This window comes from Micromonospora arborensis, assembly GCF_003205615.1.
GTDB classification, from domain to species: Bacteria; Actinomycetota; Actinomycetes; order Mycobacteriales; family Micromonosporaceae; genus Micromonospora; species Micromonospora arborensis.
This window is the reverse complement of record NZ_PYBV01000005.1, coordinates 156,854-169,187: the sequence shown is the minus strand read 5'-3', so window position 1 is coordinate 169,187 and position 12,334 is coordinate 156,854. Positions and strand designations below refer to the sequence as shown.

Sequence of the window (12,334 nt, the reverse complement as noted above, 5' to 3'; positions counted from 1 at the left end):
GGTCTGTCGATGCGATGAATTCGCATACACTCACCGCTTCGAGCTCGCTCACAGCCCGCACGTGCCTGGCGACGACGACGACCGCCGTCGTTACCCGGCTCACCGTGGGCGATCTCCGCATGTCCGTCCGTTTGGAGCGGTCCGGTCCGCTCGTGGGCCGGCCACGGCATCAACCACAGGCCGCAAAAGAAGGAGGGAAGCATGCACCGCAGACGACTGCGCATCGCGCTTCTCACGCTGCCCGCCCTGGTGGCGAGCGTCCTCACCGTGCCCGCGCCCGTAGGCGCGGATCCCTCGGCGTCCACCGCCGCGGCGGAGTCTGGGCGTTCCCCACTCGAGACCCAGGAATCGGTACGCCTCGTACGCATCCAACTGACCGGCGCCGACATGCTGGACAAGGTCGCCGCCGCCGGCTTCGACCTCGAACACGGCCTTCGGCGCGTGCCCAACGGCATCGAGGGCGAGGCGGTGGTGACCGCCGCGCAGACCGCCGAACTCCAGGCGATGGGCGTCACAATCCTCGGCGACAACGAGGGTTTCGCCTGGAGTGAGGAGGCCGACGGCGGCATCCAGGCCTTCCGTACGCAGGCTGACCAGCCACACAGCCACGAGGCGACGGTACGGGTCGTCCGCGCCGACTGGTTCACCACGAAGGGCCAGGGTTTCCTCTACGTCGAGGCGCGGACCACCGAAGGGCAGCAGGCGGACCCGATCGTCACGATGCAGCTCGAGAACGACTCGGGCCGGCGCACGCCGTTCGGTTTCGCCCGGACGATGAGCCGGTTCGTCGACTCCGGGCAGTACATGTTCCACCGGAACCTGTTCAAACTCGACGCCCGCCCAAACCAGATCCGGGTCACGAGTTCGACCGGCGGCGTCGCCACCGGTGACGTCTCCGACTGGCTTGAGGACGCGCCGCCGCCGCTGACGGAGAATCGGGGCTACAAGTCGGACTTCGTCGACGGCTACCGGAACCCGCAGCAGCTCTACAGCCGCGCCAAGGAGATCGCCCGGCAGTACCCGGACATCGCTGAGATCGTCTACCTGCCGAACCAGACGAACGGCTACCAGCGCAAGGCGCAGGCCACCATCGGCGGCACCGGGCCGTCCGCGGTCGTCGTCAGCTCGGCGGCGTGGGGCCACGAGGGTGGCAACGACATCACCGTCGAGTTCGTGCAGCGGCCGGAGGCGAACCTTCCGCTGAGCGTCGAGGTGGCGGGCAAGGCGATCCGCGTCCTCCTCGCGAAGGACGCCTCCGCCGGGGTCGCGAGTACGGCGACCGAGGTGGCGGCGGCGCTGGAGGCCCAGTCCCAGGGCCTCATCGACCGGGCGCACCCGTACCGGACCAACGCGGGCACCGGCATCGTCGCGCCGACGTCCGGCCCGGTCGCGCTCACCGACTTCCTCGACCAGAAGCGCGTCGGCGCACCGGAGGGCGAGGTGCCGCGCGGGCCGGTCACGATCCCCGTCCTGCGGATCGGCAAGCACCGCGACGGCAGGAACCCCGGCGTGCTGATCCAGGCGCAGGACCACGCCCGCGAGTGGGTGCCCGCGACGACCTCACTGGAGTCGGCCGAGCGTCTGGTGCACAACTACAAGACGGACAAGGAGACCAAGAAGATCGTCGAGGGCACCGACGTCTTCTTCATCCTGTCCAACAACCCCGACGGGGCGAACTACAGCTTCTACAACTTCGCCTCACAGCGCCGGAACATGACGAACCACTGCCCGGATGAGAACGCCGATCCGGCCCGGCGTAACTCCTGGGGTGTCGACCTGAACCGGAACTACCGGGTCGGGTCGGGTCACGACGGCTACTCGGGTGCGTCGACCAGCTGCGTCAGCGACACCTACCAGGGGCCGGAAGAGCTGTCCGAGCCGGAGTCGAAGAACATCATCTGGCTGGTCGAGAAGTACTCGAACATCAAGTTCATGATGTCGGTGCACTCCAACGGCGGCCAGCTGTTCTGGCAGCCCGGCGCCTACATCGCGGACGGGCGGATCACCACGCCGCGCCCGCCGCTGGGCGACGAGGCGTTCTACTGGCAGTCGGCCGGCAGGATCCTGTCGCAGGTCAAGGCGCACCGGGAAACCGTCGTCACGCCGGAGAACGTCGGCGGCTCCTCGGACGTCCTCTACTCCTCCGCCGGTAACGTGCGCGAGGACCTGTACCACACCTATGGGATCTACGCGTTCGGCTGGGAGGTCGGCGGCTCGGTCTACAACCCGGCCACCGGCGACTGGCAGGGCGGCTCGTTCCAACCGGTGTGGGAGGGCGATCCGAACCTCGTCAGCGGACACGCCGAGACGATGGAGTACGCCAACGGAATCATGGAGATGTTCCGGGTCGCGGCGGACTGGGGCAAGGACAAGAAGGACCCGACGTCCAAGCTCGTTCCCGGCGGCGGGAAATACTCCCAGCCCGTCGACGTGCGCTTCGAGACGAACGAGCCGGCCACCATCTACTACACGACCGACGGCAGCCGGCCCACCCTCCAGTCGCCGCGTTACGAGGCGACCGAGTTCCGGGAGCCGGGCGAGGTGTTCCACGTGACCGAGACGACGACGTTCCACTGGTTCTCGGTCGACGCGGCGGGCAACATCGAGCAGAACTACGACCCGACGAAGAACGACAGGCGCGACAACTACCGTAAGGCGACGATCACGATCCGCACGAAGTAGGCGCTCGTCTGGCCGGTGGAGCATCTGGTCCGCCGGTACAGGTTCCCCTCGCGGGCCGGTACCGGCGGACCTCACCACCTGCCCGAGGTTCGGTTGAACGAGATTGTGGATCAGACCGGGATGGTGACGTTGGCTGCCCTGAGCTGACCGATCGTCGACAGGTGTGAATATAAGGCCGTTCTGCCCGGTCAGCACAGTCAGAAGTTGGAGCTGATGGAGGGGCTCCGCTCGCCGGGCTCGCTTGGTTAGCTGCTTCCAACACTGGAGGGGGCATCATGCCGGACCGGCGGGCGTACGAGGCGAGCGTGGCGGACTGGCCCCGACTGCGCGCCTACGCCAAGCGCGTGGCGCGGGATACGCGCAAGCCACCGGAAGGCCCCATCAGCTACACCACGACGGAGTACCAGACCGTCGAAAAGGAGCGTGTGCGCAAGTACGGCCCGTTCGGGCTGTTCACGCGTAGGGAGCTGACATCCCAGAATCAGCCGGTCACGAGGCGGATCGACGTCGCCGGCCGCCACTGGGCACTCGACCACCGCAACTACCACATCGAACGGAACACCCGGCAGCGCGGCGGCACGCTCCAGGAGATCACCCACGAACAGCACACCTTCCTCCTCCTGCCGGACGGTGCTCTCAAGCACGTCGTCCTCTACGAGGAGGAGGTCATGAACGTTGAGCGAGGCGTGACCAGGGCCTTCGTCAAGCACTCCCATTCCGTCCGCGATATCGATGACTTCCAGTTGAAGTCGTTCGACTTCGAGAAGACGTACGCCGAGCACGGCACGCACGGTCGCGGCACGAAGACGTGGGGTGATCGCGAGCCCGGCAGGCGGCTCCTCGTCCACGCCCGGGGCGTTGGTCTGTCTCTCGCCCTGAAACGGCTGCTGTGAAACGGCCGCGAAGGACGTAGCGGACCAGCAGCGCTCGTACCGGAGCCGTTTTGGTCGTATTGTTCCGGTATGGCACAACGACTCGTCAGCGTATGGCAACCGTTCTTCCTCCGTACAGAAAGCCGGGGCGCGGCCGTCGACGCCGCGACCGAGTTGGAGGAACTTGGCTACTCGCGGCTCTGGTTCTCGGGCGGTTTCGGGGAAAACATCGCCCCACGCTTCCGGGAGATCCTGGACGGGACCAGCCGCATCGGGGTCGCGTCGGGGATTGTGAGCATCTGGCACTCGTCGCCCCCGGAGGTGGCGGCGTTCGCACAGGACGCGCAGCGGGCTCATCCCGGCCGGTTCCTGCTCGGTCTCGGCGCCAGCCACGCGGTGCTGCTGGAGGGCAGCGGCACCGACTACCGCAAGCCGTACTCGAAGATGGTGGATTATCTGGACGGTCTCGACGCGGCGGGCCTTCCGCCCGAGCGGCGGATCCTGGCCGCGCTCGGCCCACGGATGCTAGAGCTCTCCCGCGACCGTTCGGCCGGGGCGCACCCGTACTTCGTCCCAGCCGAGCACACCGCCGAGGCCCGGGCGGCGATCGGGCCGGACCGGCTGCTCGCTCCCGAGGTGGCGGTGGTCCTCGACGCGGACGCCACCACGGCGCGCGCCACCGCGCGGCAGTACGCGAGCGGATACCTCGCACTGCCGAACTACACCAACAACCTGCGGCGGTTCGGTTGGACCGACGAGGACTTCGCCGGGGGCGGCAGCGACCGCCTCGTCGACGCCCTGATCCCCTGGGGCACGGTCGAGAAGGTCGCCGCCGGGCTGGAGCAGCACTATCAGGCCGGCGCGGACGAGGTGGCTATCCAGGTACTCAACGGTGGCGACGCCACGACCTTCCCCGCCGAGTCGTTCCGTGCTCTCGCCGCGGCCCTGATCTGACGTTCGGAAGGCCCCCGTCCGCGACGGGCACCACCCCTGGCCAGGCACTTGGCGGTCCGTAGGATTGCGGCCATGGCCAGTGCCTCCGCGACCGCCGACCACCGCCGCGCCGAACTGCGCGACTTCCTGCGCAGTCGCCGAGAGCGGGTTTCGCCCGCTGACGTCGGCATGCCCGGCGGCGGCCGGCGGCGCACACCGGGGTTGCGCCGGGAGGAGGTCGCCGTGCTGGCCGGCGTCGGGGTGTCCTGGTACACCTGGCTGGAACAGGGCCGCGACATCAACGTGTCCGAGGACGTCCTCGACGCGATCGGGCGCACGCTGCGGCTGGAGGCAGTCGAGCGCGCGCACCTCTACCGTCTGGCTGGCCTCAATCCGCCCGAGACGCCACCCGCCCCGGCGGTGCCCGCGTCGCCCGAGCTGCAACGGCTGCTCAGCGCCTGGTCGCCTCGCCCGGCCTACGTCCGCGACCGGCACTGGAACTTCACGGCGGTGAACGACGCGGCTCGGGCGGTGTTCGGCTACGGCGAGACCGACCACAACTGCCTGGTCTCCTTCTTCACCAACAACCGCTACCGGGTGGCGCACCGGCACTGGACCGAGACGGCACCCGCCGTAGCCGCCGGCTTCCGCGCCGACGCCGCGCGCTACCCGGACGATCCGGAGTTCGCACGCGTCGCCGCCGACCTGGCCACGGTCAGCCCGGAGTTCGCCGAGTTGTGGGCACGCCACGACGTCGCCGAGCACACCAGCGCGGTCAAGGCGGTCGACCACCCCGAGGCCGGCACGCTCCTGTTCGACGCCACGCTGCTGCCGCTGCCCGAACACCCCGGAAGCCACCTGATCCTGCACAATCCGCGTCCAGGCAGCGGCACTGAGGAGCGGCTGGCACGGCTCATGCGCGAGCGCAGCCTGGTGGTGGCACACCCCGGATAAGCCGACACTGCCTGGCGCCGCGCCAGCCACCCAGGATGGTCGTCATGAACAACGACACCATGCAGATGACGGCAGTGACGATCCCCAGCTTCGGTGCGGCCGACGTGCTTCGCCGCGACGAGATGACGGTTCCCGAGCCAGGGCCGGGCGAGGTGAGCATCGACGTGGCGTACGCGGGCGCCAACTTCGCCGAGGTCCTCTACCGGCGCGGCGTGGTCGACGTGCCACTGCCGTTCGTACCCGGCATCGAGGTCGCCGGGCGGATTCGGGCCGTCGGCGCGGGCGTGGACAGCGTGACGGTGGGCCAGCCGGTCGCGGCGCTCACGATCGTCAACAGCGGCGGCTACGCCGAGGTGGCCGTGACCGCCGCCGCCCTGGTCGCCCCACTGGACGGCTTTCGTTCCGGGCTTGACGTCGCGGCGGCCCTGCCGTCCAACAGCACCACCGCCTTCCTCGTGCTCGACCGCGTCGCCCGCATCGCGCCCGGCGAGCGGGTGCTGGTGCATGCCGCCGCCGGCGGCGTGGGCAGCCAACTCGGTCAGGTCGCGCGGCTGCTGGGCGCAGGCCGGGTGGTGGGCACCGTCGGCAGCACCGCCAAGATCGAAACGGCGATGGGCTTCGGCTACGACGAGGTGGTCCCCCGCGACCGGCTCACCGATGTCGGCGAGTTCGACATCGTGGTCGACATGGTCGGCGGCGCTACCCGCCGGGCCAGCCTGGACCGACTGGCGCCGATGGGACGCCTGGTCGTCATGGGCAACGCCTCCGGCAGCGACGACGTCGGGATCCCCGCGAACGAACTCTGGTTCACCAACAAGACGGTCTCCGGCTTCAACCTCGCCGCCTTCGCCGCCGCGTACCCTGACGAAGCCGGCCGGGCGCTGCGCCGCGCGGTCGCCGCCGCGGCGAAGGGCGACCTACGCGTACGCGTGGAGACGCTCCCCCTCGACCGGGCCGCCGACGCCCACCGCCGCATCGAGTCCGGAACTACCACCGGCAAGCTCGTCCTCCAGGTGGCGAATTGAGCGCCCGTCGGGCACCGTCCTCGTCGCCGACGTCGACCCCCATCGCCTGCAGGAGGTCTGGCAGGTCTATTTTTCTTGATGTCAGCGCATTGACCAGGGTCTTTATGTATCGCGTCGATACGTGGCGAAATTATCGAGGTGGAACCGGTGCGTTCCGCTGGTTATCGACATTAGGCTGCCTTATACCCGCATCGACGGTCCGCACCCAACGTCGTGCCGGCCGCCGTGACCACGCACGACGCGTCGACCGCCGGCCTTGGCGAGCGCCGACGCCGATTGGAGCATCCGATGACCTGGCGTCCAACCACCGCCGCACTGGCCGGTCTGTGCCTCGCGCTCAGCACCGCAACCGTCCCCACCGGTGCCGCCGCCGCGCCCGCAGAAAACCAGCGCGTCACCGATGTTAACGCTCACGCTGCGCTCGCCGGCCCGCCCGGCACGCCGCCCGGCGTCTGCCCGACCGGGACCGGATACGGCCCACCGCTGCCGAGCAGTTCCCTGCAAGCCACGAAGATCCAGAGTGGCTTCTCGTTCCTCGAAGGGCCGGTCTGGGTCGCTGACGGCGGCTACCTGCTGATGTCCGACATGGCCGCCGGCTCCGGGCCGTACAACGTCCAACCGTCCACGATCCGCCGGTTCACCCCACCGGCGACCTTCGACACGTTCATCGCCAACGCCGGCAGCAACGGCCTGGCGCTCAGCGCCGACGCCCAGCAGATCATCGCGGCCACCCACGACCAGCGAAACGTCTCCGCGTACCGGCTGAGCGACAGGTCCCGCAGCACCGTCGCGGCCAACTACCAGGGCCGGGCGTTCAACTCGCCCAACGACGTCGCGGTCCGCTCGGACGGCGTCGCCTACTTCACCGACCCCAACTTCCAGCGGGGCAACCGCTCGGACCAGATGAACGGGCGTACCAGCGTCTTCCGCGTCTCCGGCGGCCAGGTGTCGCTGGTGGACGACCGGCTGCGCCAACCCAACGGCATCGCGCTCTCGCCGGACGGGACCGCGCTGTACGTGGGCGCCTACTCCGAGAACAAGATTTACAAGTACGCCATCCAGCCCGACGGCAGCACCGGTGCGCGCAGCGTGTTCGTGAACTACGTCGGCGGTCCGGACGGCGTCACGATCGACTGCGCCGGCAACGTGTACTGGGCGTCGGGCTCGGACGGTCTGGTTCACGTCTACTCCCCCGCGGGCACCCAGCTCGGCACGATCCGGCCCGGCACCTCCGGTACGACAAACGTGGCGTTCGGCGGCCCGGACCGGCAGACCCTCTACATCACCTCGGGCCCGCGGAACGACTCCGGCCTGTACAGCGTGCGGCTCAACATTCCCGGCTACCCGTACTGATCAGGAGCCTTGAAGAGGCGGTCCGCGGTGTCGTGGGCTTCCGAGCGGGCGGGTCGCCGCGAACCGCACCCTCAGTTGTCGCGATCCGTCGCGTCAGGAGGTGGCCGATTCGCGCGGTCGTAGGCTTCCTGCGACGCTGACACGTCGCCGAGGTGCGCGATCGACCACTCCTGCAGGGCACGCAGCGGCTCACGCAGGGTGCGGCCCGCCTCGGTGAGCGTGTACTCGACGCGGACCGGGACTTCCGGGTAGACGGTGCGGCGCACGAGTCCATCGCGTTCGAGGCCGCGAAGGGTCTGCGTGAGCATCTTCTGCGAGACGCCCTCAACGCGCCGGCGCAACTCCGAGAAGCGGGCGCTGCCGTCCCAGAGGGCGCCCACGATGAGCACCGTCCAACGGTCGCCGATGCGATCCAGGATGTGACGAGTCGGGCAGTCCGCGCGGTAGGGGCTGCCGCGGAGCACCGATTCGGCCTCGGTGGTTACCACAAAGTGCCTACTTCCCGATGGAGAGCTGGGCTCCTACGGTAATCACGGCGCGTCGACCGACGCCACCCGTACCGTGGAAGGGCACCTCGTGTCTCGCATCACCGTCATCGGCGGCACCGGCTATGCCGGTTCGGCCATCGTCGCGGAGGCCGCTGCTCGCGGTCACCGGGTCACCGCACTGAGCCGCTCGCTCCCCAAGGCGCCGATCCCGAACGTGACCTATATCCAAGGCGACGCCACCGACGAAGCGACGCTCTCGGCACCCATCGCCGACGCGGACGTCGTAGTCGCCGCACTCGCCCCACGCGGCTCGCTGGCCGGGGCCTTCCGCGACGTCTATCGCACCGTCGCGCGTCTGGCCGATGTCGCCGGCGTACCGCTGTTCGTCGTCGGCGGCTACTCGTCGCTGCGCCCCGCGCCCGGGGCAGATCGCTTCGTCACCGACCTCAGCCACATCCCCGCAGAACTCCACGACGAGATCCGTGCCGGGGCGGCGCTCATCATCGAAGACCTCCCGGCCACGCCGCCGACACTCGACTGGGTCTTTGTGAGCCCGGCGCTCAGGTTCGGCGCACGCATGCCCGGCGAACGACTCGGCCGTTATCGACTCGGCGACGACGTCGCGGTTCAGCCCGAGGACGGCGGGGGGATCTCCGCCGCGGACTACGCGCTCGGGTTCGTCGACCTCATCGAGAAGGGCGATCAGCACCGGGCACAGGTCAACATCGGCCACTGAGCAGGTCGTCCAGAGCGCTTTCGGCGACCAACCACCACCGGTCAGCCCCGCTCGCCGATCAGAAGGCGAGCGGGGCCTGGCTGCGCGCAGCTCTACTCGGCAGGCGCGCTCCTGCGGTACCGGATCCGGGGTGAGACGAAGTCCAGGTTCGCCGCGCGGACGAGGGGTCTCGGCGGCCCAGGACGCGGTGGGAGCGGACACCCCGAGCAGCGTTATGACTCAGGTGAATATTTATACCTGCGAGTCATACCGCTCATTGCCACATCCGCCGCCCAGCGAGGTGACACGCCGACTCCGTCCGTACCCGGCAGGCACGTCACGCCATGGAGACCCGACCCGGATCCACCACCGGATCCCGTTAACGAGCTGCCGTTCTCCCACTTGGGGTGGCTGACCCTGGCGTGGCGGTCATGACCAGATACTCGAGTTCCAGCCGGAAATGCGCGCCGCGCCGGTAAGACCTCCTGAGCCCCTCCCCACGTACCTTGTTGCGGTGACCACCATCGCGCGAATGCCGATCACGGCCCGTACGGTGCGGCTGCTCATGCCGGTGGCCGCGCTGCTGTTCCTCGGCCTCGCGCTGCTGATCCGCGCCGTCGACGACGGTGCGCTGCGGCAATACTCGGGCACCGCGCTGTACGCGTCGATGGTCTGGGCCGCGGTGCTGTTCCTGTGGCCGCGAACGGCACCGCTGCCAGCCGGGGCCGTCGCCACCGCCTTCTGCTGGATAGTGGAGCTCACGCAGCTGACCGGTGTGCCGGCCGAACTGTCGGCGTGGAGCGTGGCCGCGAGGCTGGCGCTGGGTGTGCAGTTCGACCCCGTCGACCTGGCCTGGTACCCGGTCGGCGTGGTTCCCCTGCTGGTGCTGCACCATTTGGTACGCGCCCGCCACCGCCGCACGTTGGCCGTGTGGGTGGAGAACCCGGACGACGTCCGTCGGACGGCGACCAGCTTCCTGACGCACGACAGTCGCGAGACCCTCAGCCGGGTTCACCGCGAACCCTCGGGCCCGCAGTAGCCCGCCTGGGCAGCGACGGGTGCTCAGGACGAGCGGAGCTGCTCGCGAAACCAGGCCCGATCGGGGTTCACGACGGCCTGACCGGCGAGCACGACGGTGGGCACCGTCTCGTTGCCGCCGGCTACCGACCGGACGGCGGCAGCACCCGCCGGGTCGTGCCAGATGTCCACCCAGTGCGCCCGCCGGGCGAGCCGGCCAAGGGAGAACCGGAGTTGGAGGCAGTACCGACAACCAGGGCGCCAGTACACGATCGGTCGGCCGTCCGCCACGCTGGCCCGCTGCGCTTCGGCGGCGTTGACCGAGCGGGGGAAGGCCCACGGCGACAGCAGCAGCGCCAGCACCAAGAAGATCAGCAACTCGACGCCACCGACGACGGGCAGACCGTCGGTCAGTTGCGACACCGCCACCAGCACACCGCACACCGTCATCAGGATCGCCAAAGTCCACCGCCGCAGCACGCCGGCGACTCTACGCCAGACGCCCGGAGGGCTGTCTTCGCTGGCTGTCGTATGTTTTTCGAGAGCGGCGGGCAGCAAACGTGTTCCGAAGGGGATGCCTCCGATATCCGTGCCGCCACGCCACCGTCAGGCCCGCGGTGTGAAGCCCGGTCCGAAGGGCGTGGCCCTCGCCGGGCGCGCTGGACATGCTGGACGTGACGAGACGCCGGGTGGCTGCCGCGCCGCTGACACGGCAGCCACCTGGGCCGTCACCTGTTGTGCTTCTCCTGGCACGGCACGCAGAAGCGCGCATGCGGGAGAGCCTCCAGCCGCTCGGCCGGGATGCTCTGCCGGCACTTCTCGCAGGCACCGTAGGTGCCGTCGCTGATCCGGCTCAGCGCACCGGTGATCTGCTCGATGTTGCGGCGGGTGGCCACCAGCAGCGCGGCCTGGTTGTGGGCCTCGCCGGGGTCGCCGGTGTCCGCGTTGAGCTCGGTCAATTCCCGCAACCGAGCCGTCTGTGTGGCGAAATCGTCCGCCAGGGACGCGCGCAGATCGGCCAACCAACCCTGGTCGACAACTCGATGATCGAGGCTCATGGCTTACCTCTCAAAAAGGGGTGTGAAAAAGAAAAAGGGCCGAAGCTCAAATAGCTTCGCCCTGGCGGTCGTCCTGAGATGCAACGACTCCGCCGGTGGGCCTCGGCTGCTCCGCGCCGGGCTCGACAGCCTGTGCGTGGACGCGGGCCACGGCCCGCAAACAACCGCCACCCGCATCCCGGCCATCAGGCGTGCCGCCGTCGCCACCCGGACAGCACCGGGTGCCGCCACCTCGGTGACGGCAGGCGAACAGAAAGTCACCGGCGGCATGCACCCCACCATAGAGTGGCGTTCGCCCTTATGCCAACGCAGGATTCGGGCCCTGCGGGTTGCCGAAGATGATGACCTGCGTGTCGGGCATGCTCAGGCCGGCCCTGCGAGCGGCCGCCGCATGATCGACCACCGCCGCCACCGCAGCACCCACGCGCTCCGCCTCAGCCCGCAGCACAGAGACTGTCTCTCCGACATCGTGGGCGCTTCGCCTGGTCACCAATCCGTCGTTCACGGCCGACCCCCGCTCACCGTGTCGCTGGCCGAATCCATCTCATCCTGCCCACATAGGGGACCGGCCCGGGGAGGTTTGTCGTAAAACGGCGGCCGGTTCTGCCCATCTAGCCGCGGTAGCCTCGATTGAGAATGGGCGCGGCCTTGGCAGAATACGGGCCGTTTTATGATCATCGCGTGATCGATGCCGAGGTGACAGTGCGCCGGGCCTCCGACGCGGATGCGCCCGCCCTGGCCGGGCTGCGCTGGCGACGGGCCATCCAGGAGCGCGGCTACCAGGGCGACAACCTGGACGAGTTCGTCTCGACGCTCGGCGACTGGATGCGCGGCCACCCCGAGCACCGGGCATTCGTGGCCGAGGCCGCCGGCGAGGTGGTCGGGATGGCCTGGCTGGCCGTGCTCGACCGGGTGCCCACCGCGAACAAGTACGCCCGGCGCGGCGGCGACGTGCAGTCCGTCTTCGTCGTCCCCGAGCTGCGCGACCGCCGGGTCGGCGCGCTGCTGATGTCGGCCGTGCTGGACGAGGCCCGCCGCCTGGAGTTGGAGCACGTGACGGTGCACTCCAGCACCCGGGCGGTGCCCTTCTACGAACGCAACGGGTGGGGTCACGATCCCGAGTGGCTCAGCTGGGCCTCCGAGGCGTAGAGCCGCTCCTGCCAGCCAGCTGTCAGTGGAACAGCACAACGGCATCCTGGTGAAACGGGTACAGGAGATCGCCGAACTGCTCCTCCAT

The 12,334-nt window shown here is 69.2% G+C and carries 13 protein-coding genes and 1 pseudogene; 9 read left to right on the top strand and 5 right to left on the bottom strand.

From position 1 onward, the window contains the following. The first annotated feature begins 201 nt into the window (after positions 1 to 201). The 6 genes from C7C45_RS03850 (at position 202) to C7C45_RS03825 (ending at position 7,819) form a co-directional block, all read left to right on the top strand. Positions 202 to 2,682, top strand: coding sequence for a M14 family metallopeptidase (locus C7C45_RS03850; protein ID WP_110562239.1), 2,481 nt, complete (start codon positions 202 to 204; stop codon positions 2,680 to 2,682). A gap of 275 nt (positions 2,683 to 2,957) precedes the next feature. Continuing rightward, the gene (locus C7C45_RS03845) at positions 2,958 to 3,575 is read left to right on the top strand and encodes a hypothetical protein (protein WP_110562238.1); all 618 of its coding nucleotides are present in this window, start codon (positions 2,958 to 2,960) and stop codon (positions 3,573 to 3,575) included. A gap of 69 nt (positions 3,576 to 3,644) precedes the next feature. After that, positions 3,645 to 4,508, top strand: a complete 864-nt coding sequence (locus C7C45_RS03840) for a TIGR03620 family F420-dependent LLM class oxidoreductase (protein WP_110562237.1) — start codon at positions 3,645 to 3,647, stop codon at positions 4,506 to 4,508. Positions 4,509 to 4,580: 72 nt separating this feature from the next. After that, on the top strand, positions 4,581 to 5,441 hold the full coding sequence (locus C7C45_RS03835; protein ID WP_110562236.1) for a helix-turn-helix transcriptional regulator: 861 nt from the start codon (positions 4,581 to 4,583) through the stop codon (positions 5,439 to 5,441). A 44-nt stretch (positions 5,442 to 5,485) separates the two neighbouring features. After that, positions 5,486 to 6,466 carry a quinone oxidoreductase family protein gene (locus tag C7C45_RS03830; RefSeq protein WP_110562508.1) on the top strand — a complete coding sequence of 327 codons (981 nt, stop codon included), beginning with the start codon at positions 5,486 to 5,488 and terminating at the stop codon, positions 6,464 to 6,466. A gap of 288 nt (positions 6,467 to 6,754) precedes the next feature. Continuing rightward, the gene (locus C7C45_RS03825; RefSeq protein ID WP_110562507.1) at positions 6,755 to 7,819 is read left to right on the top strand and encodes an SMP-30/gluconolactonase/LRE family protein; all 1,065 of its coding nucleotides are present in this window, start codon (positions 6,755 to 6,757) and stop codon (positions 7,817 to 7,819) included. Between the two features lie 71 nt (positions 7,820 to 7,890). Here the strand turns inward: C7C45_RS03825 and C7C45_RS03820 are convergent, their stop codons facing one another. Further along, entirely contained in the window at positions 7,891 to 8,307 is a 417-nt protein-coding gene (locus tag C7C45_RS03820; protein WP_110562235.1) for a winged helix-turn-helix transcriptional regulator, read from the bottom strand. A gap of 88 nt (positions 8,308 to 8,395) precedes the next feature. Between C7C45_RS03820 and C7C45_RS03815 the strand changes: the two genes are divergently transcribed. Continuing rightward, positions 8,396 to 9,043, top strand: coding sequence for an NAD(P)-dependent oxidoreductase (locus C7C45_RS03815; protein WP_110562234.1), 648 nt, complete (start codon positions 8,396 to 8,398; stop codon positions 9,041 to 9,043). A gap of 231 nt (positions 9,044 to 9,274) precedes the next feature. Here the strand turns inward: C7C45_RS03815 and C7C45_RS35455 are convergent. Continuing rightward, a pseudogene (locus C7C45_RS35455) lies at positions 9,275 to 9,442 on the bottom strand (transposase); the annotation flags it as partial. 94 nt (positions 9,443 to 9,536) lie between these two features. Between C7C45_RS35455 and C7C45_RS03805 the strand changes: the two are divergent. Further along, positions 9,537 to 10,061, top strand: a complete 525-nt coding sequence (locus C7C45_RS03805) for a ribosomal maturation YjgA family protein (RefSeq protein WP_244200231.1) — start codon at positions 9,537 to 9,539, stop codon at positions 10,059 to 10,061. Between the two features lie 23 nt (positions 10,062 to 10,084). Here C7C45_RS03805 and C7C45_RS03800 read toward each other — a convergent pair whose 3' ends face one another. From C7C45_RS03800 to C7C45_RS35790, 3 genes are all read right to left on the bottom strand, one after another. After that, positions 10,085 to 10,519 (bottom strand): glutaredoxin domain-containing protein, encoded by a 435-nt coding sequence (locus tag C7C45_RS03800; RefSeq protein ID WP_110562233.1) that lies wholly within the window; start codon positions 10,517 to 10,519, stop codon positions 10,085 to 10,087. 248 nt (positions 10,520 to 10,767) lie between these two features. Continuing rightward, a complete protein-coding gene (locus tag C7C45_RS03795; RefSeq protein WP_110562232.1) occupies positions 10,768 to 11,097 on the bottom strand; it encodes a TraR/DksA family transcriptional regulator in 330 nt (109 codons plus the stop codon). A gap of 298 nt (positions 11,098 to 11,395) precedes the next feature. Beyond that, on the bottom strand, positions 11,396 to 11,500 hold the full coding sequence (locus tag C7C45_RS35790) for a DUF302 domain-containing protein (RefSeq protein ID WP_425271111.1): 105 nt from the start codon (positions 11,498 to 11,500) through the stop codon (positions 11,396 to 11,398). A 278-nt stretch (positions 11,501 to 11,778) separates the two neighbouring features. On the opposite strand from C7C45_RS35790, the gene C7C45_RS03790 reads away from it, so the two are divergent. Next, positions 11,779 to 12,246, top strand: a complete 468-nt coding sequence (locus C7C45_RS03790; protein WP_167454636.1) for a GNAT family N-acetyltransferase — start codon at positions 11,779 to 11,781, stop codon at positions 12,244 to 12,246. The last annotated feature ends 88 nt before the right edge of the window (positions 12,247 to 12,334 follow it).

Coding starts and splice junctions, on each gene's coding strand:
- C7C45_RS03825 (WP_110562507.1), top strand. CDS start 6,755: ATGACCTGGCGTCCAACCACCGCCGCACTGGCCGGTCTGTGCCTCGCG.
- C7C45_RS03830 (WP_110562508.1), top strand. CDS start 5,486: ATGAACAACGACACCATGCAGATGACGGCAGTGACGATCCCCAGCTTC.
- C7C45_RS03850 (WP_110562239.1), top strand. CDS start 202: ATGCACCGCAGACGACTGCGCATCGCGCTTCTCACGCTGCCCGCCCTG.
- C7C45_RS03845 (WP_110562238.1), top strand. CDS start 2,958: ATGCCGGACCGGCGGGCGTACGAGGCGAGCGTGGCGGACTGGCCCCGA.
- C7C45_RS03835 (WP_110562236.1), top strand. CDS start 4,581: ATGGCCAGTGCCTCCGCGACCGCCGACCACCGCCGCGCCGAACTGCGC.
- C7C45_RS03795 (WP_110562232.1), bottom strand. CDS start 11,097: ATGAGCCTCGATCATCGAGTTGTCGACCAGGGTTGGTTGGCCGATCTG.
- C7C45_RS03840 (WP_110562237.1), top strand. CDS start 3,645: ATGGCACAACGACTCGTCAGCGTATGGCAACCGTTCTTCCTCCGTACA.